This window comes from Brevundimonas sp. 2YAF1, from assembly GCF_052114745.1.
Taxonomy (GTDB): domain Bacteria; phylum Pseudomonadota; class Alphaproteobacteria; order Caulobacterales; family Caulobacteraceae; genus Brevundimonas.
In genome coordinates this window covers 66,889-86,577 of sequence record NZ_JBFRFI010000006.1, presented here as the reverse complement: position 1 = coordinate 86,577, position 19,689 = coordinate 66,889, and the positions used below count along the sequence as shown (strand labels likewise).

Here is a 19,689-nt window from a genome sequence, read left to right as displayed (position 1 = left end):
CGCTCGGCCCACCGCGCGATGACGCCCCATGACCTATTGCATCACCCCCCTGCCGCTCGCGCCCTTTCGGCCTCTCTTCGCCCTCGACGACGCAGCTTTGGAACAACAGGGCGCCCGACGCATGATCGCGGAGACGCCCAACAGCGCCCCATGCCGCGTCTCGCTGATCGACGCCGAACCCGGCGAGCGCCTGATCCTGCTCAACCACGGCCACCTGACGACGTCCGCTTCGCCCTATCGGGCGACCGGGCCGATCTTCGTGCGCGAAGCCGCCGTGGAAGCGCCGCCCGTCGTGGACGCCCTGCCCGCCATTCTGGTCGGTCGCCTGCTGTCGCTGCGGGCCTATGATCGCGACTGGATGATGACGGATGCAGAGGTCGCGCAGGACGAGGCCGTCGAGGCCTGGCTGGCCGAACGCCTGGCCGACCCCGCGATCCGGACCGTTCACATCCACACCGCCCGGCGCGGCTGCTACATGGCCGCCGCCTGTCGCCGTTAACCCCTGACTCAGTTCTCCGAAACCCGATCTTCACCCCCTGTGGCCTAGGGTCAGCTCGAAACGAGCCGATCCCGAGCAACGAGGACGGCCGTTACGGTGATGTTTTAGGGTGTGTTTCACATGGCCAAGACCGTTCTGGTCGTCGACGATGATCCCACGCAGCGCCGCCTGATTCAGGCGGTGCTCGACCGCGAAGGCTATGCCGTCGTCCACGCCGAAAGCGGGGGCGAGGCGATCGACCGCCTGACCAAGGGCGGCGGGGCCGACGTGGTGCTGCTGGACCTCGTCATGCCCGGCCTGTCGGGGCTGGAGACGCTGGCGGAGATCCGCACGGCGGGCGTGGCCGTGCCGGTCATCGTCCTGACCGCCAACGGCGGCATCGAGACCGTGGTCAAGGCCATGCAGGCCGGGGCCCAGGACTTCTTCGTCAAGCCGGTCGGGCCTGAGCGCCTTCTGATCGGGGTGCGCAACGCCCTGCAGTTGACCCAGCTGTCGGCCGAGATCGGCCGCCTGAAGAAGCACGTCTCGGGCCGCACCTCGTTCGACGACATCGTCGGCGACAGCCCGCCGATGCGCATGGTCAAGGCTCTGGGCGTCCGCGCCGCCAAGTCCGGCATCCCGGTTCTGATCACCGGCGAAAGCGGCGTGGGTAAAGAGGTCATCGCCCGCGCCCTGCACGGCGCCTCGGACCGGGCCGGCAAGCCCTTCGTGGCCGTCAACTGCGGCGCCCTGCCCGCCAACCTGGTCGAGTCGATCCTGTTCGGCCACGAGAAGGGCAGCTTCACCGGCGCCACCGACAAACACCTCGGCAAGTTCATGGAGGCCAACGGCGGCACCCTGTTCCTGGACGAGATCGGCGAACTGCCGCTGGACATGCAGGTCAAGCTGCTGCGCGCTCTGCAAGAGGGCGAGATCGACCCGGTCGGCGCCAAGCGCGCGGTCAAGGTCGACGTCCGCATCGTCTCGGCCACCAATCGCGACCCGGCCCAGCAGGTCAAGGAAGGCGCCTTCCGCGAGGACCTGTTCTACCGCCTGAACGTCTTCCCGATCGAGGCCCCGGCCCTGCGCGAACGGCGCGAGGACATCCCGGCCCTGGTCGAGCACTTCATCGCCCGCTTCAACGTGGAAGAAGGCAAGCGCGTCGCTGGCTGCGCCGTCGAGACCATGGCCCTGCTGCAAGCCTTCGACTGGCCCGGCAACGTGCGCCAGCTGGAAAACTCGATCTATCGCGCCCTGGTGCTGGCCGATTCGCCGCTGTTGCAGCCGCACGACTTCCCGGCCATCTCGGGCGTCGCCATGCCCCTGACCTCGGGCGGCGTCATCTCGCATGACCGCGCCGAGACGCCCGCTGGCGACACGGGGGCCGAGGCCCTGCCCGACAGTCCTGTGCGCATCATCGACGCGCGCGGCCACCTGCGCACCCTGGAAGAGATCGAACGCGACCTGATCCAGCACGCCATCGAGGTCTATTCCGGCCACATGAGCGAGATCGCCCGTCGCCTCGGCATCGGCCGCTCGACCCTGTACCGAAAGGTCCGCGAACAGGGGCTGGAGGAGCAGCTGAAGGAAGCGGGCTGAGCCTTCAGACCCTCGGCCCGTAGCGATTCGGCCCCGGCGCGCCCCGCCCGGTCCCGCATCGCTTGACGCGACCGATCGGCGCCTCTATTGCCGCGACCGTCGAAAAGATTTTGAGGCCGGTGTGGTTATTCCGGCCCTCGCTCAGGCGAGATCTAGTCGCGCAGTTTTTGCGCGAACCCGCGGCGCCACCTGATCAGGAGGGCGCCCGGGGTATTCGATCCTCGTTCGCCGTCCGCAATTGCGAGAACGACGTGAACGAGAAGAAAGTCCTCCTGCTGGCCCAAGGCTTCATCACCATGATGATGGCCTTCTCCATGTCCGGCGTCATGAGCCTGATCGCGCTTGGCCCCACTCATCACTGGCTGATGGAATGGCCCAAGGCCTTCATCACGGCCTGGCCCATCGCCTTCTGTTTCACCCTGTTCGTGGGGCCGCTGGGCTTCAAGATGGCCTACAGGATCATGGGCCTGCTGGCCGCCCGCTCGGCGCGCTAGACGCGATCTGACGCCGTAGCCGGCGACGGCTGCGGCGTCGTCAGTCTTTCAGTTGCGCCGACGCCAGATCTCAGGGCTTCAGGAAGGCGACCACGTCTGCGGCGAACCGAGCAGGATCTTCGACAAACATGAAGTGTCCACGGCCCTCATATTCCAGCACCTGTGCATTGGGCAGATCGGACGCCAGCGCCCGCTGCGGTCCCACGCCCGTCTGGTAGTCGGCCCCACCCGCAACGATCATGACGGGCATTGTCAGGCTCTTGTGGCCCTCAAAGCGGTAATCCATCAGGCCATGCCCGAACAGGACACGCCCTATTTCGCCGGTGTTGCGCAGGCCCTCCTGCCCATCCGTTTCATCCACCAGAGTCATGATGGCCGGGTCCGGGAACATGGCGGAATCGATGAAGGCGCGCCCAGCGCTAAAGGCATTGCAGCGGGCCTTCATCCCCTCAGGCTTTTGCTCCACAGCGCGCTGATAGGCCTCGGGATCGACCACAGCCAGCCGGTCGCACTGCCCCTCTATGGCCCCCGGTAAATCCGGCGGCGCAGCCGTCAGTATAAGCCGCTCGGTATGACTGGGGTAACGGGCGGCGTATTCCAGCGCGATGATGGCGCCAAAGCTGTGCCCGACCACCACAATCTGTTCCACACCCCACAACTTGCGCAGCTGCTCCAGATCCTCAACCAGCAGATCCAGAGAGTAGGCCTCGTCCCACGGCCGTTCCGAGCGGCCGCTGCCCCGCTGGTCCAGATAGACCATGCGCAGATGCGGCTCGAGCTCGGGTCCGGCAAAACGGGCAAAGGTCTGACTGCCCTGTCCGGGCCCCCCGTGCAGGAAGACGACCGGCGCGCCCTCGGCCTGGCCCGCGACGCGATACCAGAGGCGCACCCCGTTCACGACCTGCTGGTGCTCACCGGTCGCAAGCGTCCGGACGTCATGAGCTTGGGCGACAGGGCCCCCCATGACCAGGGTCTGGGCCATGACCAGGCCGCACACGATTCCTGCAAGCTTGCGCACAATGGCCTCTCTGCCGTCACTGTTGAAACGGCGCTTTAGAGGCAAGCTCGACGACTTGAAAACAGCGTTCTGCTTTTGTGACCAAGGTTTAATCCGACTCAGGATCCGCCAGATCGCGGGTCGGTGTTCGCGTCCAGCGACGCTTGGGCTCCTCGCCCTTGGCCTTGGCGGTGATTTCTTTCAGCTTGCGGCCTTGCATGGTCGACAAGGCTTGACCGGGCGCGCCCTTCTCGGGGTCGGCGAATGCGCGGCCGTGGGTCTGGATTCGCTCGCCCACCGAATCGAGGAATTCGCCCTCCCATTCCGACAGCGAAACGCCCGCCTTCTCTGCCGAGCGGCGGGCGCGTTTCAGGGCGTTCAAGGCCGCCCGCTGGGCCGCTTCCTTCTGCTGCTCCCAGGGAGACAGCGAAGGCTTCTTTTTAGGGGCGCTACCGTCCTTCGGACTACTTGAGCGAGTCTTGTTGGCGCTATCGCCCTTCGGGCTGCTTGAGCGCAGCTTGGGAGCGCTACCGTCCTTCGGACTGCTTGAGCGCGAGAAGCCGCTGGACCGCAGCTTGCTCGCGTCGCCGCCCTTCAGGCTGCTGGAGCGTGAAGGGCCGTCGCAGGGGGGCTTGAAGGGGGTGCGCTTCAGGCCCGCCTCCCTCAGATCTCGCCGAGGGCCGACAGGTAGAGGTCCAGGATCGCTTCTTCTTCCTGACGCTTGGCCTTGTCCTGCTTGCGCAGGCGCAGGACCTTGCGCAGCACCTTGACGTCATAGCCCTCGCCCTTGGCCTCGGCGAAGACCTCCTTCATGTCGACCATGACGGCCTGCTTGTCCTCTTCGAGGCGCTCCAGGCGTTCGATGATGGAACGCAGACGGCCTTGAGCCGTGGCGGTCAGGACGTCAGCAGCAGAGGCGTCGAAGGCGGGGGCGTCGTCGGCCATGGGAGAGACTCCAGAACTCAAGCAGGCCAAGGGCCGTCAGAGCAGAAAGGGAATCGCCCCAGCCAGCCGTGGCCAACAAGAGCGACTAAGCACAAACGCCCTCAAGCAGGCCAAAGGCCGATTGGGCAACAAGAATGACCCGGACGCTAACCACGCCGCGCGGCGCGGCTCAACGCCGGACACGAAAAAGGCCGCGGACAATGTCCGCAGCCTTGTGGATATCGCAACCGCGACGCCCTTGCGGGCGCCGACGCGGTTCTTAGCCTTGCTTGGCTTTGAAGCGCGGGTCGGTCTTGTTGATCACATAGACCACGCCCTTGCGGCGAACGATCTTGCAGTCCCGGTGGCGGGTCTTGAGCGACTTGAGCGAGCTGCGGACCTTCATGGTCGGACGTCCCGAAAATTGGAGGCCCGTGAGGGCGTCAAAAAACAAATGCGCGAAACCCTGCGGACAGGACCTTGCGGCGGAGCGGTGCGTATAGAGAGGCCCTCGCCTTTCGTCAACATTCCGCACCGGGATTCCGCTGGAGCCTGTCCCCGGGTCGAACGGAGCGTCTCTGGACCTGGCCGTCCGGCACGTCGCGCCTCCGCCGCCGGGCCGTGTCCGAAGACAGATTCCCGCCTGTTAAAAGCACCGCCGTCGCAAAGGTTAGCGCCGCCTTAACCCTTATCACGGAAACCCCGACAGGCTTCGCGCGCTTGTGATTGGTAGTGGAATTCGGGGGCGTTAGCCTGTGGTCATGCGTATCGCTTATCGTCTTGTCCTGCTTGGTTCGGTCGCCGCCTGCGCGCCCATGATGCCGACGCCGCCACAGCCGCAGCCCGCGCCCCCGGCGGTCGTCGAGCCGGCCCCCGCCACGCCGCCCTCGACGCCGCCCCCGGCCGCCATGGACCTGTCGGACGCCTATGATCAGGCGGGCTTCGAGGCGTGGAAGCAGGGCTTCCTCAGCCGCCACGGCGGCGCGCGGAAGTGGGAGTATTCGCGCGAGCTGCAGAACGTGACGCCCAACGCCAGCGTCATCCGCCTGGACCGCAACCAGCCCGAATTCTCGCGCCCCGCCGGCGACTACATCAAGAGCGCCACGGCGGCCTCGCGAATCGCCATGGCCCGCCAACGCGTCGACCGCGTGCCGTGGGAGGTGACCCAGCGATTCGGCGTGCCGACCGAGATTCTTCTGGGCGTCTGGGCTCAGGAAAGCGCCTTCGGTCAGGTTCAGGGCGATTTCGACGTGATCCGCTCGCTGGCGACCCTGGCCTATGAAGGCCGCCGCCGCGCCTGGGCCGAGGACCAGTTGAAGAACGCGCTCGACATCGTCGTCGACGGTCGTCGCGATCGTGCAGGCCTGAAGGGCAGCTGGGCCGGCGCCATGGGCCAGACCCAGTTCATGCCCGACAGCTATCTGAAGCTGGGCGTCGATCAGAACGGCGACGGCAAGGTCGACATCTGGGGCTCGGACGCCGACGCCCTGGCCTCGGCGGCGAATCTGCTGGCCCAGGCCGGCTGGAAGCGTGGCCAGGGCTGGGCCTATGAGGTCATCCTGCCCGCCGGCTTCGACTACAGCCAGGCCGAGGGGCCGAAGCACAACTGGGCCTATTGGGCGGGGCGCGGCGTGCGTCTGGCCAACGGCGCGGTCCTGAACGCCGATGAAGCCGCCGAGGGCGCGACCATCCTGCTGCCGCAGGGCGCCAAGGGGCCGGTCTTCCTGGCCCTGCCCAACCACTATGTGATCCGGCGCTACAACAACTCGGTCAGCTATGCGCTCGCTATCGGCCTGATCGCCGACGGGGTGCAGGGCAAGCCTGCGCTGACCGCGACCTGGCCCAACGACGGCCCCCTGACCCGCGAACAGCGCGTCGGCGCCCAGACGGCCCTGACCAAGATGGGCTTCGACACGCAAGGCGTGGACGGCGTCATCGGCACCAACACCCGCACGGCCCTGCGCCGCTGGCAGCAGGCCAACGGGCGGGTCGCGGACGGCTATCTGACGGACATGCTGGCCGACGAGCTGATCCGAAAGGCGCGCTAAGCGGGCGGGCCGTCGCTGACGGCCCTGGCGATCCGGCTAACATGGCGAAGGTCGCCGCCGCAGCAGGCGCCCCATATGTTGATCCAGGGCAGACGGTCACGCAGCCTGCCGTGCAACTGGCCGAATTCATCGGGATCGCCCGCATCGAGATCGGGCGCTTCATCGAGTTCGACATGGCTGCGCCGTGAAGCGTTGGCGCGAACGCCCCGAATCCGGCGGGTCCAGTCGCGCCCGTCCAGAACGCTGGCGAAATGATCGGGATGGGCGCAGTTGATCATGAAATAGGCCGGGCCCTGATCGGTTTCGGCGTCCACCTCCGCGATCGCCTCGGCCAGGGGCTGACCGTCGGGCAGCGCGCCATCGGTTTCGACCGTGAAAGAAATCACCGCAGGCAGGCCCAAGGCCTTCGCCGCGCGCACCAACCCGACGGCTTCGCCCGCCTGGTTGAACGTCAGGCCGGTCACCATGTCGACCTCGGTCGCCGCCAGCCAGCCGAGTTGCTCTGCGAAGTAGCCCTCGGCGTCTTCGGCCGCGATGCGGCGCTCCGGTCGGTAGGCGTCGCCCTGAGGGCCGATCAAGGCGCCCAGGACGATGGGCCGGGCATTGTCCGCGCGATCACGCAGGGCGGCGGCGAAAGCCACCGCCGCCTCGTTCGCGGCCTGCAGTTCTTCGATCGACGCCTGGAGATCAGACGCCCAGCGCCGCTGCGCCTTCCACGTCACGGCGTCGAGGATGAACCCGGCGCCCACCTCCTGCGCCAGACGCAGAAAGCCGCTGAAATAGGCCTCCAGAGCCGCGCGCCCTGCCGGGTCGGGCAGCAGCGTGTGGGCAGCGAACTCCCGGATCGGAATGTTGCGGTTGAAGATGAGGTCGGTTTCCAGACCGGCGTCGGTCAGGAACATGTCGCCGCCAAGCTGGGGCAGCGCATTTCTGAAACGAGACATAGGCTAATCTCCCGGTTCCGCCTGTGTTCCGACCCCATCCATATCAGATTTCACCGTTCCCGCAGATCCGAGAAAAGACTCAGCCCTTCACCCGCCACGTCGCGCCCTGCGGGCCATCCATGACGACCACGTTCAGCTCGTTCAGGCGGTCGCGGATGCGGTCGGCTTCGCCCCAGTCCTTTTCGGCGCGCGCCGTCTGACGTTCGGCCAGCAGGGCTTCGACCTCGACCTTCAGGCCTTCGTCCACGCCCGAGAACCATTCCGACGGATCGGCCAGCAGCACGCCGAGAATCGATCCCGCCGCGATCAGTTGCCCCTTGGCGGTCCCCACCGCCGCGATGTCGCCAGCGGTCATGCCGCGCTCGATCTCGCTGGACAGGCCGAACAGCACCGCCATGGCGCCGGGCGTGTTCAGATCGTCTTCGACGGCTTTCAGGAACTCCGCCGGGGGTTCGTCCGTCAAAGGTTCGACCGCCGTCGCCCGCAGCAGGGCGCCGTACAGGCGGTCGAGGTTCTTGCGGCTCTGCTCCAGCAGGGTCTGGTTCCAGTCCAGAGGCTGACGATAATGCGCGCTCAACAAGGCCCAGCGCACCACCTCGCCCGGCACGGCCTGCACCAGATCGTGCAGCAGCAGGACGTTGCCGATCGACTTGGACATCTTCTCCGCGTCCACGGTCAGGAAGCCGTTGTGCATCCAGTAGCGGGCGTATTCGTCATGCGCTTTATCCCCATGCGCGTGGCCGTGGGCGCAGACGCCCTGGGCGATCTCGTTCTCATGGTGCGGGAAGACCAGGTCGATGCCACCGCCGTGGATGTCAATAGGCAGGCCCAGGGTCTGTTCGATCATGGCCGAGCATTCGATATGCCAGCCGGGACGCCCCTCGCCCCACGGCGACGGCCAGGACGGCTCGTCGGCCTTGGACGGCTTCCACAGGACGAAGTCGTGCGGGTTCTTCTTGTAGGGCGCGATCTCGACGCGGGCGCCGGCGATCATGTCGTCCAGATTGCGCCCCGACAGCGCGCCGTAGGCCGGGTAGCTGGACACGTCGAACAGCACGTGACCTTCGGCGGCATAGGCGCAGCCGGCGTCGACGATGGCCTGAATCTGGCTGACGATGGCGTCGATATAGTCGGTGACGTGCGGGGCGAGATCGGGCGGCGACACGTTCAACAGGCCCATGTCGGCCAGATAGGCGGCCTCGTAGCGGGCCGTGACCTCGCCGATGGCGACACCTTCACGGGCGGCCTTGGCGTTGATCTTGTCGTCCACGTCGGTGACGTTGCGGGCGTAGATCACCTGATCCGCGCCATAGGTCCGGCGCAGCAGCCGCACCAGGACGTCGAACACCACCGGCGGGCGCGCATTGCCGATATGGGCGTAGTCATAAACCGTCGGCCCGCAGACATAGAGGGTCACCCGGCTCGGATCGCGCGGTTCGAACAGACGCTTTTCACGGCGCAGGGTGTCATGAATGTGCAACGGCATCAGGAGCAGTCTTTGCGAGTTTTCTTGCGGGACGGACAACCTGTCCCATATAGCGGCCTGATACACATCCTACGCCCATTGGTAAAAGGTAAGCCGCAGCGGGCCCTCCCCCGCCGCCGTTGGACAGATTCATGAGCAACACGCCCGCCAAGCCCGTTCTCGTCGCCAACGAGGAAGCCCTCAAGCGCCCCAGCCGCGAGCAGGCGCTTGAAGCCGTGCGCACCCTGATCGCCTGGGCGGGCGACAATCCCGAACGTCCCGGCCTGATCGATACGCCCAAGCGCGTTGTCGACGCCTATGGCGAATGGTTCGACGGCTATGACGCCGATGCCGGCAAGGAGCTGTCGCGCACCTTCGAGGACGTGACCGGCTATGACGACATGGTCATCCTGCGCGACATCGAGATCGAGAGCCACTGCGAGCACCACATGGCCCCCTTCCTGGGCAAGGCCTATGTCGCCTATCTGCCGGGCGAAAAGGTCGTGGGCATCTCCAAGCTGGCGCGCGTGGTCGAGATCTACGCCCGTCGCCTGCAGAACCAGGAGACGCTGACCAACGACATCATCGAAGCCATCGAATCGCACCTGCAGCCGCGGGGCGTCGCCGTCCTGCTGGACGCCGCCCACCAGTGCATGACCACGCGCGGCGTGCATCACCGCCACGTCACCACCATCACCACCCGCTTCACCGGCGCCTTCAAGGACGACCCGGCCCTGGCTGACCGCTTCCTCAGGCTGGCCAAGGGCTGAGAGCAAGGGGTTTGAACCGGTCGTCTCGCACCTGCGAAACGGCCGGTTATGCAATCTTATTGCCCGATGACGCGAATTCGTCACGCATGACGGCTTTACAAGCCCGGCGCGGGACGCCAAGAGACGAACCATACCTTTGAGTGCTGCTCGCCGAAGAATGCGAGCCGTGATGGAGACGATGGCGTATGGGCTCTAAACTTTCCGGTCCCGCGGGCCAAGGCGGCAAGACGATCGAACAGAACGCGGACATCAACGTCACGCCGTTCGTCGACATCATGCTGGTGCTGCTGATCATCTTCATGGTCGCCGCGCCGCTGGCCACCGTGTCGATCAAGCTGGACCTTCCGCCGGCGACCCCGCCCGCCGCGAACGAGAAGCCCAAGGAACCCGTGTACATCACGATCCAAGAAGCGGGCGGCATCTACATCGCCGAGAAGGAAACCTCGCTCGCCACCCTGCCGGCCGACGTCTGCGCGGCTCAGGATGTGGCCACCGACTGCCGCGAAGAACGCGTCTTCGTCCGCGCCCAGGCGGAAGTGAAATACAACCAGTTCATGGAAGTCATGAACAAGCTTCAGGAAAACGGCTTCTACAAGGTCGGCCTTCTGAACGAAGACATCAGCTAAGACCCTCTTCACCGAGGATCAGGAAAAGGGTCGCCCCGTCGGGCGGCCCTTTTTCTTTGCCCGAATTCGTCGCCGATCGTCATCTCGACGCTTGCTCCCGCCCGCCGTCCGGTCCTTGATGCAGGCTGTTCATTTCGGGGGAAATCGCCATGCATCGCCGCACCTTCCTGTCCACCCTGCCTGCAGGCGCCCTTCTGGCCGGAGCCGGTTCAGCCGCCGCGCAGACCGCCGTGGCTCCCAGGCCCGCCGCCCCCGCCCCCCGTCCGGCCGATCCCTATGCGGGCGTCGGCATCGGCGACCGAGTGACGGGACCCAAGTTCGTCGGCCGCTCGACCGTCTGGGGCGCCAACGGCGCAGCCGCCACGGCCCACCCCGCCGCCACCCTGATCGGTCTGGACACCCTGCGGCGCGGCGGCTCGGCCATCGACGCCGCCATCGCCATCAACGCCGCCCTGGGCTTCCTTGAGCCGACCGCCAACGGCATCGGCGGCGACGCCTTCTGCCTGATGTGGGACCCGACCCAGAAGAAGGTCGTCGGCTTCAACGGCTCGGGAAACAGCCCGCGCGGCCTGTCTCTGGCCACCGCCCGTTCCAAGGCCGGCCCGGACGGCTACCTGCCCAAATACGGCGCCGTGACCGTCAACGTGCCCGGCACGGTCGACGCCTGGTGGAGCGCGCACCAGCGCTACGGCAAGCTGCCGTGGAAGGACGTCCTGCTGCCCGTCGCAGAACTGTGCGAACAGGGCGTGCCCATGCCCCAGGTCATCGCCTGGTATCTGGAGCGAAACATGGTCGGCTTCGACCGCGCCGCCGCCCAGATCGAAGAGAATGACAACCGTCAGAAGGTCTATCGCCCTAACGGCCGAACCCCGCGCGTGGGCGAGGTCTTCGCCAACCCGGACCTCGGCCGCACCCTGCGCCTGATCGCCGAGGGCGGCCGCGACGCCTTCTATGACGGCGTGATCGCCGACCATATCGAACGCTACTTCAAGCGCATCGGCGGCTGGATGACCCGCGCCGACCTGGCCGCCCATCGCACCGAATGGGTCGAGCCGCTGATGACCACCTATCGCGGGGTCGAAGTCTATAGCCTGGGGCCGAACACCCAGGGCCTGTCGACCAACCAGATCCTGAACATCTGCGAGCAGTTCGACCTGAAGGGCATGGGCTTCCAGTCCGCCGCCTCCATCCACCACCAGGCCGAGGCCAAGCGCCTGGCCTTCGAGGACCGCGCCCGCTACTTCGCCGACGAGCGGTTCAGCAAGGCCCCGACCGCCTGGCTGAACTCCAAGACCTACGCCGCCGAGCGGGCGAAACTGATCAACCCCGACCGCGTCATGGACCGGGTCTTCCCCGGCGACGCCCCGACCCAGGGCGACACCACCTATTTCAGCGTGGCCGACAAGGACGGGATGATGGTCAGCTGGATCCAGTCCAACTATCGCGGCATGGGCTCCGGCCTGACGCCCGATGGCCCCGACGGGCGGACGCTGGGCTTCATGTTCCAGGACCGGGGCGAACTGTTCGCCCTGACCGACGGCCACCCCAACGTCTATGCGCCGGGCAAGCGCCCCTTCCACACCATCATCCCCGGCTTCGCCTGCAAGGACGGCGAGCCCTGGCTGGCCTATGGCGTCATGGGCGGCGGGATGCAGCCCCAGGGTCAGGCCCAGATCATCATCAACATGGTCGACTACGGCCTGGACCCGCAGGAGGCCGGCGACAGCCCGCGCTGGCAGCACTACGGCTCGTCCGAGCCGACCGGCCAGCCCGCCGAGGGCGTCGGCAAGCTGCACCTGGAATCCGGCGTGCCGGCAGCGACCAAGCAGCGACTGACCGCGATGGGCTGGGACCTCGGCCCGCCCGACGGCGGCTTCGGCGGCTATCAGAACGTCATGAAGCAGATCAACGCACAGGGCCGCTGGACCTACGGCGCCGCCACCGAAATGCGCAAGGACGGCAACGCCCTGGCCTATTGATCCCGGAAAGGACCATCCGATGCTTGCGCTTTTGTCCGCCGCTCTTCTCGCCACGACGCCCTGTTCGGCTCCAACCGGCACGGACGCCTTGTGGCGCCCGGAAACCCGCTTCGTGGTTGTGGGAGAGATGCACGGCACGACGGAAACGCCGGCCGCCTTCGCCGAAATGGTCTGCGCCGCCGCCGCGCAGGGAGCCGTGACCGTCGCTCTGGAGTTGCCTCAGTCGATGCAGCCTCAGCTCGACGCCTTCCTGGCGGCGCCCGACGCCGATGCCGCCGCCGCGACGCTGAACGGCACCATGTTCCTCGACCCGAAGATGGCCGACGGTCGATCCAGCACGGCCATGCTCGCCATGCTCGAATCGGTTCGGGGCCTGAAGGCCGAGGGGCGCGACGTGGCCTTCCACGCCTTCCAGCCTAACCGATCCCGACCGCGCAGCCTGTCGCAGAACTACTATGAACTCGACATGGCGGTTGGCCTTGCTGACGCGCTTCATGCCCGTCCGGAGGCGCGGGTTCTGGCGCTCGTCGGGAATATCCACGCCCGCAAGACTCATCTCGAACGCTTCGACCTCATGCCGGCGACGGCCCTTCTTCCGGCCAAGGAAGTCGTCAGCCTGCTTGTCGTTCAACAGGGCGGAACAGCCTGGAACTGCGGACAGGACGCTTGCGGCGCCAATCCGATGGCGGCCAGCTACGACGCCACAGCGCGAGGCGTCATGCTCACCCCCTACGGCGAAGGCGCGTTCGACGGCGTCCTGGCGCTGGGCCCCGTGACAGCTTCGCCGCCTGTCGCCAAAGACTGACCGCTTGACCTGACGCCGCGTCAATCGCCTAGAGTTCGGCGCGCGGCGCGTCGGCCACAGGGACGCCTTCCGCAAGGGCATGGAGCCGCTGTGGACCGGATTTTCCACTGGCTGGAGAATGGCGAAGGCTGATCCAGCGCCTATATCGAGCGCTCCCAGACCGCGCCCGGAGCCTCCCCATGTCCTATTCGAACCAACCGACCGTCACCGCCTCGGGCGTGGAGATTCCGCTGCTCGGCTTCGGCACCTGGCAGTTGGAAGGCGAGGACGCGCGGCGCATGGTGCGCGAGGCCCTGCGCATCGGCTATCGCCACATCGACACGGCCTGGATCTACAAGAACGAGAAGGCCGTGGGCGACGGCATCGCCGACGCCGTGGCCGAAGGGATCGTGGCGCGCGAGGACGTCTTCGTCACCACCAAGATCTGGGTCGAGCATTTCCAAGCCGACGCCCTGCTGCGTCAGGCCGAGGAATCGGCCGCCAGCCTGGGGCTGACGCCCGACCTGCTGCTGCTGCACTGGCCCAAGCCGACGCCGTCCTTCGAGGAAACCATCGGCGCCCTGAACGAGGCGCAGGAACAGGGCTTCACCCGCCACATCGGCCTGTCCAACTTCCCGTCGGCGTTGTTCCGTCAGGCGGCCGGCCTGTCCAAGGCGCCGCTGGTGACCAACCAGGTCGAGTATCACCCCTATCTGTCGCAGAAGACGCTGATCGAGACGGCGCGCGAACTGGGCTCGTCCATCACCGCCTGGTCGCCGCTGGCCCAGGGCAAGATCGCCGACGACCCGGTGATCGGCGAAATCGCCAGTGCCCACGGCAAGACCAACGGCCAGGTCACCCTGCGCTGGATCATCCAGCAGGGCGTGGCCGCCATTCCGCGCACCGCCAAGGAAACTCGCGCAGCCGAGAATTTCGACATCTTCGACTTCGAACTGTCGGCCGAAGAGATGGCGCTTATCCATGCCCTGGCCCGTCCCGACGGCCGCCTCGGCGACTGGCTGGACGCTGCCTTCCAATGGGATCAGGATGCCGTCTGACAGCAACGCCTGATCGGGGCGTCGGGAGGCGACGATGGGTTCGGTTCTGGGGTTTCCGGGCGTTGACCCGATCGACGCCGTCATCGGCGCCCGCATCCGGCGATGGCGCGATCAGCGAGGCGTCGCCTCGTCCGATCTCGCCGTCGCCCTGAACCTGACACCCGAGGGCCTGCGCCGTGTCGAGGCGGGTCGCGAACATCTGAACACCGCCCAGATCGACGCCGCGATCCGCGCCCTGCGCCTGCCGGTCTGGGCTCTGAGGTCGGACGTTCCGGCCTGCTGATGGCCGCCCGTCTCTATCGCGCCGTCTTCGCTTGCATAGGCTGGTTCGCCGTGGCTCTGCAGTATGGCGTGACCATAACGGGCAATCCTGATCAGGCCCCGGGCGTGCTGACGCTGCATTTCTTCAGCTATTTCACCATCCTGAGCAATATTCTGGTCGCCTTGGCCCTGACCGCGCCGGTCCTGGCGCCGAGCAGCCGGCTGGGGCGCTGGTCCGCCAGCGAGGGCGTGCGAGCGGCCTTGGCCATGTATATCGTCGTGGTCGGCCTGACCTATCACTTCCTGCTGGCCGCCACCGGGAAGCCTCAGGTCTGGTCGCTGGTCGCCAACGATCTGCTGCACTATGTCATGCCCGCCGGCTTCGCGCTGGACTGGCTGCTGTTCACCCCCAAGGGGCGGCTGCGCTGGATCGACCCGGTAAAATGGCTGGTCCCGGTGCTGGCCTATGGGGCCTGGACCTTGCTGCACGGCGCATTGAGCGGCTGGTGGCCCTACTGGTTCGTGAACGTGGACAAGCTGGGGCTGGGCAAGGCCATGGTCTATTTCGCGGGCCTGCTGATCTTCTTCCTGATCGTCGGCCTGATCGTCGTGGCGATCGACCGCACCTTCGGACGGCGTGACAGACGGCCCGCGTCCGCTTAAGCGTCAGCACATGGCCTACAAGTCCCTGCGCGATTTCATCGCTGTCCTCGAAGCCGACGGCGAACTGGTTCGCGTCTCCGAACCCGTCTCCACCACGCTGGAGATGACCGAGATCCAGACCCGGCTGCTGCGGAACGGCGGCCCTGCGGTCCTGTTCGAGAAGCCGGTCATGCCGAACGGCTCGATCAGCCCCATTCCCTGCCTGGCCAACCTGTTCGGCACGGTGAAGCGCGTCGCCATGGGCGTGACGCTGGAAGGCAAGACCCGCACCACGGCGGGCGAGTTGCGCGAAGTCGGCGAACTGCTGGCCTTCCTGCGCAACCCGACGCCGCCCCGCGGCTTCGGCGACGCCATGGAGATGCTGCCCCTGGCCAAGACGGTCATGGCCATGCGGCCCAAGGTCGTGAAGAAGGCTCCGGTTCAAGAGGTGGTGCTAAAGGGCGACCAGATCGACCTGAACAGCCTGCCGATCCAGGGCTGCTGGCCCGGCGAGCCGGCGCCTCTGATCACCTGGGGTCTGGTCGTGACCAAGGGGCCGTCGGACGACCGCGAGGACGACTTCAACCTGGGCATCTATCGGATGCAGGTCCTGGGCAAGGACAAGGCCATCATGCGCTGGCTGGCCCATCGCGGCGGCGCCCAGCACTACGCCCGGCACAAGAAGGCGGGCAAGCGCGAACCCCTGCCCTGCGCCGTCGTGCTCGGCGCCGACCCCGGCACCATCCTGGCCGCCGTGACCCCGGTGCCGGAGACCCTGTCGGAGTATCAGTTCGCCGGCCTGATGCGCGGCTCAAAGGCCGAGTTGGTCCCGTGCAAGACCGTGCCGCTGATGGTGCCGGCCCAGGCCGAGATCGTGCTGGAAGGCCACGTCCTGCTGGACGAGTTCGAGGACGAAGGCCCCTACGGCGACCACACCGGCTACTACAACTCGGTCGAGAAGTTCCCGGTCTTCCAGGTCAGCGCCATCACCATGCGCAAGGACCCCATCTATCTGACCACCTTCACCGGCCGTCCGCCGGACGAGCCGTCCGTGCTGGGCGAGGCGTTGAACGAGGTCTTTATCCCCCTGATCCGCCAGCAGTTCCCCGAGATCGTCGACTTCTGGCTGCCCCCCGAAGGGTGCAGCTATCGCATCGCCGTGGTGTCGATGAAGAAGGCCTACCCCGGCCACGCCAAGCGGGTGATGATGGGCTGCTGGAGCTATCTGCGGCAGTTCATGTACACCAAGTGGATCATCGTCGTGGACCACGACATCAACGCCCGCGACTGGAAGGACGTGATGTGGGCCATCTCGACCAAGATGGACCCGGCCCGCGACATCACCGTCATCGAGAACACCCCGATCGACTATCTGGACTTCGCCTCGCCCGAAAGCGGCCTGGGGTCCAAGATTGGTCTGGACGCCACCGACAAGTGGGAGCCGGAGACCAAGCGCGAGTGGGGCGAGGAAATCCGCATGGACGACGCCGTGGTCGAACGAGTCAACGACCTCTGGGACCGCCTCGGATTGCCGGGCGACGGAACCCCGATCTGGAAATAGGGTCCAAGAAGGCCAAATGTGTCTCAAATGAGATTTCAGATGACGAAGCCGTAATCTCGTCATAGCGTTTCGAAGTATCAATCGGAGTGCTCCATGAAGCCCGCCTTCATTCTGACCCTCGCCCTCGTTGTGGCGACGCCCGCCCTGTATAGCCCCACCATCGCTGACGCTCAGGTTCGCGTGGGATCCGGGGGCATGGCCCGTCGCGCGCCTCCCCGCCCGCGTCCGCGCCTTTCGGAGGCGGAACAGGACCGTCTGGCCGCGGCCGAGGACGAAGTGCAGGATCTGGACGGCAAGATCGCCGACCTCGAAGCCGCCAATGAAACCGCCGGGGGCCTGACGGAGGCCCAGCGGGCCGAATGGCAAAGGCACACGGCCCGCCGACAAGAGGCCCAGACCACCATCGACCGTCTTCACGCCAAACGGAACGGCTGATCGGACTTGATCAGCGCGCCCGCGACGGCGGAAAACAGGCGCCATGCGCATCAGCCTGTTCCTCGCCGTCGTCGCGGCGCTCGCGTCGAGTCCCGCCATGTCAGAGGCCCCAACGCCGCGCCGTAGGGCCAGGCCTTCCTGTCGCCCGCGCCCGCCTGGAACGGAGCCTGCTGCGCGACGCGTCGGATCCGTGGGTCACGGCTTTCGAGGCCGACCCAGCCTGCCCTTAGCCATCGTGAGGAGGAGACCCGCCATGACCGTCCAAACCGCCGACGCGCCCCGCACCGCCGACTTCGACTTTCAGTTCGGCCATTGGACCGTGGAGCACCGCCGTCTGGTGGCGCGCGGCGTCGGCTGCGACGACTGGGACTCCTTCGAAAGCACCTCACAATGCCGGCCCCAGCTGGGCGGCGTGGCCAATGTCGAGGAGCAAGTCTGCGCGGCGCGCGGCTGGATGGGCATGGCCGTGCGCACACTCGACCGGGCGACCGGCGAATGGTCCATCTATTGGATCAGCGACGCCGACGGGCGGATGCAGCCCCCGGTGCGCGGCCGCTTCCGCGACGGCCTGGGCCGGTTCGAGGGGCCGGACGTCGATGGCGGACGCCCCATCATCGCCCGCTACGAATGGAGCCGCACCGACACGGCCCACCCGCGCTGGACCCAGTCCTTCTCCTATGACGACGGTGCGACCTGGGAAGTGAACTGGATCATGGACTTCACCAGCGCCTGACGGCTGGCGCCTGGGGCGAATGCGGTTAAGGTCCGCTGGTCGTCCACCGGAGCGCCAGTATGCGCCGCCTTATCCTGCCGGCCGTCCTAACCGCCGTGCTCGCGAGTCCCGCCATGTCCCAGTCCCCTTCCGTGCCCAACGCCGCCCCGTGGGACCAGGCCTTCCTGCCGCCCGCGCCTGCCTGGAACGGCGCCAGCCGCGCCCTGCTGCGCGACGCGTCGGATCCGTGGGTCTCGGCTTTCGAGGCGGACGCCGCCCGTGATTTCAGCCCGACCTACGCCGACACCCGCGCCTGGTTCGACCGGCTGGACGCGGCCTCGGACCTGATCCGTATCGAACAGTTCGGCGTCTCGCCGGAGGGGCGGCCGATCTACGCCGTCATCGCGTCCAAGGACGGCGCCACGCTCGACCCGAAGAAGCCCGTCCTGCTGGCCCAGGCCGGCATCCACCCCGGCGAGATCGACGGTAAGGACGCGGGCATGATGCTGCTGCGCGACATGGCCTTCTACGGCAAGGACGGCCTGCTGGACCGCGCCAACCTGATCCTGATCCCCATCCTCAGCGTGGACGGGCACGAGCGGACCAGCCCCTATTCCCGCCCCAACCAGCGCGGACCGCGCAATCAGGGCTGGCGTCACACGGCGACCAACCAGAACCTGAACCGCGACTTCATGAAGCTGGACCAGACCGAGATGCAGGCCGTCATGGGCCTGATCCACAAGTACAATCCAGACCTTTACCTCGACATCCACGTCACCGACGGCATCGATTATCAATACGACGTCACCTATGGCTACAACGGCGAGGACGGCATCTGGAGCCGCAGCCCGGCCATCGCCCAATGGCTGGACGACGCCTTCAAGCCCGACATGGACGCCGCGCTAGAGGCGCAAGGGCACATCCCCGGCGAACTGGTCTTCGCCATCGACGACCGCGATCCGAAGAAGGGCATGAACGACGGCGGTCTGGGCGAGCGCTATTCCAACGGCTGGGGCTCGGCGGCCCACGTCCCGACCATCCTGATCGAGAACCACAGCCTGAAACCGCACGAGCAGCGGGTTCTGGGCACCTATATCTTCCTGGAATCGGCGTTAAAGCTGCTGGCCGACAAGTCGCAGACCCTGCGCGCCGCCATCAGCGCCGACCGCGCCCTGCGTCCCGCCGAACTGCCCGCCAATTTCGACGGCGACGATCAGCCGACGCGGATCCGCCCGTTCAAGGGCATCCTCTACGACACCTACGACAGCGCCGCCTCGGGTCGTCCCGAACTGCGCTGGCTGGGTCAGCCGGACCCGGTGCTGTGGCAGGTGCCCTTCTTTGGCTCGCACCCGACCCTGACGCTGAAGCGTCCGACCGCCTACTGGGTGCCGTCCTATCGCGCCGACATCATTGAGCGGCTGAAGACCCACGGCGTGCAGATGGAGACGCTGGCCGCGCCGCGCACCGTCGCCGTCGACATGCTGCGCCTGGTCGATCCCAAGGTCTCGGCCCGCACCAACGAGGGCCATGTGCCGATCACGGTCAGCGAGGTCCGCGCCGAGGCCAAGGACTGGACCTTCCCCGTCGGCTCGGTGCGCGTGCCGACCGATCAACCGATGGGCGACCTCGCCATCCTGCTGCTGGAGCCGCAGTCGAACGAGAGCTTCTTCGCCTGGGGCATGTTCCCCGAGGTGCTGAGCCGCGTCGAATACATCGAGGCCTACGCCATCGCCCCGCTGGCCGAGAAGATGCTAGCCGCCGATCCGGCGCTGAAGGCCGAGTTCGAGGCCAAGCTGGCGGCCGAGCCCGCCTTCGCCGCCGACGGGGACGCGCGTCTGGCCTGGTTCTATGAACGCACCCCCTTCTACGATCAGCGCTACCGGCTGTATCCGGTCGGGCGGGAGAACTGAGC

At 66.8% G+C, this 19,689-nt stretch carries 21 protein-coding genes; 15 read left to right on the top strand and 6 right to left on the bottom strand.

The window, feature by feature from the left end; all coding sequences use genetic code 11:
• The first annotated feature begins 28 nt into the window (after nt 1-28).
• From AB4Y68_RS09805 to AB4Y68_RS09795, 3 genes are all read left to right on the top strand, one after another.
• Nucleotides 29-499: a DUF1203 domain-containing protein gene (locus AB4Y68_RS09805; protein WP_441455400.1), complete on the top strand. Its 471-nt coding sequence runs from the start codon at nt 29-31 to the stop codon at nt 497-499.
• A 120-nt stretch (nt 500-619) separates the two neighbouring features.
• Nucleotides 620-2,077: a sigma-54-dependent transcriptional regulator gene (locus AB4Y68_RS09800; RefSeq protein WP_441455398.1), complete on the top strand. Its 1,458-nt coding sequence runs from the start codon at nt 620-622 to the stop codon at nt 2,075-2,077.
• A 251-nt stretch (nt 2,078-2,328) separates the two neighbouring features.
• Nucleotides 2,329-2,571 (top strand): DUF2798 domain-containing protein, encoded by a 243-nt coding sequence (locus tag AB4Y68_RS09795; protein WP_441455397.1) that lies wholly within the window; start codon nt 2,329-2,331, stop codon nt 2,569-2,571.
• Nucleotides 2,572-2,641: 70 nt separating this feature from the next.
• Here AB4Y68_RS09795 and AB4Y68_RS09790 read toward each other — a convergent pair whose 3' ends face one another.
• From AB4Y68_RS09790 to ykgO, 4 genes are all read right to left on the bottom strand, one after another.
• A complete protein-coding gene (locus AB4Y68_RS09790; protein WP_441455396.1) occupies nt 2,642-3,553 on the bottom strand; it encodes an alpha/beta fold hydrolase in 912 nt (303 codons plus the stop codon).
• A 124-nt stretch (nt 3,554-3,677) separates the two neighbouring features.
• Nucleotides 3,678-3,995: a hypothetical protein gene (locus AB4Y68_RS09785; protein ID WP_441455615.1), complete on the bottom strand. Its 318-nt coding sequence runs from the start codon at nt 3,993-3,995 to the stop codon at nt 3,678-3,680.
• A gap of 236 nt (nt 3,996-4,231) precedes the next feature.
• Nucleotides 4,232-4,513 (bottom strand): DUF2312 domain-containing protein, encoded by a 282-nt coding sequence (locus AB4Y68_RS09780; protein WP_441455395.1) that lies wholly within the window; start codon nt 4,511-4,513, stop codon nt 4,232-4,234.
• A gap of 259 nt (nt 4,514-4,772) precedes the next feature.
• The gene (gene ykgO, locus AB4Y68_RS09775; protein ID WP_013479043.1) at nt 4,773-4,898 is read right to left on the bottom strand and encodes a type B 50S ribosomal protein L36; all 126 of its coding nucleotides are present in this window, start codon (nt 4,896-4,898) and stop codon (nt 4,773-4,775) included.
• Between the two features lie 355 nt (nt 4,899-5,253).
• Here ykgO and AB4Y68_RS09770 point away from each other — a divergent pair, with 355 nt between their 5' ends.
• Complete coding sequence (locus tag AB4Y68_RS09770; RefSeq protein WP_441455393.1) at nt 5,254-6,540, top strand: lytic murein transglycosylase; 1,287 nt, start codon at nt 5,254-5,256, stop codon at nt 6,538-6,540.
• Here the strand turns inward: AB4Y68_RS09770 and AB4Y68_RS09765 are convergent.
• Together AB4Y68_RS09765 and cysS are read right to left on the bottom strand one after the other, a co-directional pair.
• Entirely contained in the window at nt 6,537-7,484 is a 948-nt protein-coding gene (locus AB4Y68_RS09765) for a homocysteine S-methyltransferase family protein (RefSeq protein WP_441455392.1), read from the bottom strand. The two genes, AB4Y68_RS09770 and AB4Y68_RS09765, sit on opposite strands and share 4 nt — an antisense overlap.
• Before the next feature lie 79 nt (nt 7,485-7,563).
• Entirely contained in the window at nt 7,564-8,970 is a 1,407-nt protein-coding gene (cysS, locus tag AB4Y68_RS09760) for a cysteine--tRNA ligase (RefSeq protein WP_441455390.1), read from the bottom strand.
• Between the two features lie 131 nt (nt 8,971-9,101).
• On the opposite strand from cysS, the gene folE reads away from it, so the two are divergent.
• From folE to AB4Y68_RS09705, 11 genes are all read left to right on the top strand, one after another.
• Nucleotides 9,102-9,719 carry a GTP cyclohydrolase I FolE gene (gene folE, locus AB4Y68_RS09755; RefSeq protein ID WP_441455389.1) on the top strand — a complete coding sequence of 206 codons (618 nt, stop codon included), beginning with the start codon at nt 9,102-9,104 and terminating at the stop codon, nt 9,717-9,719.
• A gap of 185 nt (nt 9,720-9,904) precedes the next feature.
• Nucleotides 9,905-10,345, top strand: a complete 441-nt coding sequence (locus AB4Y68_RS09750; protein ID WP_441455388.1) for a biopolymer transporter ExbD — start codon at nt 9,905-9,907, stop codon at nt 10,343-10,345.
• A 149-nt stretch (nt 10,346-10,494) separates the two neighbouring features.
• On the top strand, nt 10,495-12,324 hold the full coding sequence (locus tag AB4Y68_RS09745) for a gamma-glutamyltransferase family protein (RefSeq protein ID WP_441455387.1): 1,830 nt from the start codon (nt 10,495-10,497) through the stop codon (nt 12,322-12,324).
• A 19-nt stretch (nt 12,325-12,343) separates the two neighbouring features.
• On the top strand, nt 12,344-13,129 hold the full coding sequence (locus tag AB4Y68_RS09740; protein ID WP_441455386.1) for a hypothetical protein: 786 nt from the start codon (nt 12,344-12,346) through the stop codon (nt 13,127-13,129).
• A gap of 179 nt (nt 13,130-13,308) precedes the next feature.
• Nucleotides 13,309-14,166, top strand: a complete 858-nt coding sequence (locus AB4Y68_RS09735) for an aldo/keto reductase (RefSeq protein WP_441455384.1) — start codon at nt 13,309-13,311, stop codon at nt 14,164-14,166.
• A gap of 34 nt (nt 14,167-14,200) precedes the next feature.
• The gene (locus AB4Y68_RS09730) at nt 14,201-14,449 is read left to right on the top strand and encodes a helix-turn-helix domain-containing protein (RefSeq protein ID WP_441455383.1); all 249 of its coding nucleotides are present in this window, start codon (nt 14,201-14,203) and stop codon (nt 14,447-14,449) included.
• A complete protein-coding gene (locus AB4Y68_RS09725) occupies nt 14,449-15,090 on the top strand; it encodes a Pr6Pr family membrane protein (protein WP_441455382.1) in 642 nt (213 codons plus the stop codon). Before AB4Y68_RS09730 ends, AB4Y68_RS09725 begins: the two co-directional genes overlap by 1 nt.
• 10 nt (nt 15,091-15,100) lie before the next feature.
• Nucleotides 15,101-16,630: a UbiD family decarboxylase gene (locus AB4Y68_RS09720; RefSeq protein ID WP_441455381.1), complete on the top strand. Its 1,530-nt coding sequence runs from the start codon at nt 15,101-15,103 to the stop codon at nt 16,628-16,630.
• Between the two features lie 93 nt (nt 16,631-16,723).
• Nucleotides 16,724-17,065 carry a hypothetical protein gene (locus AB4Y68_RS09715; RefSeq protein WP_441455380.1) on the top strand — a complete coding sequence of 114 codons (342 nt, stop codon included), beginning with the start codon at nt 16,724-16,726 and terminating at the stop codon, nt 17,063-17,065.
• A 253-nt stretch (nt 17,066-17,318) separates the two neighbouring features.
• Complete coding sequence (locus AB4Y68_RS09710; RefSeq protein WP_441455379.1) at nt 17,319-17,798, top strand: DUF1579 domain-containing protein; 480 nt, start codon at nt 17,319-17,321, stop codon at nt 17,796-17,798.
• A gap of 113 nt (nt 17,799-17,911) precedes the next feature.
• The gene (locus AB4Y68_RS09705; protein ID WP_441455378.1) at nt 17,912-19,687 is read left to right on the top strand and encodes a M14 family metallopeptidase; all 1,776 of its coding nucleotides are present in this window, start codon (nt 17,912-17,914) and stop codon (nt 19,685-19,687) included.
• Nucleotides 19,688-19,689 lie beyond the last annotated feature (2 nt).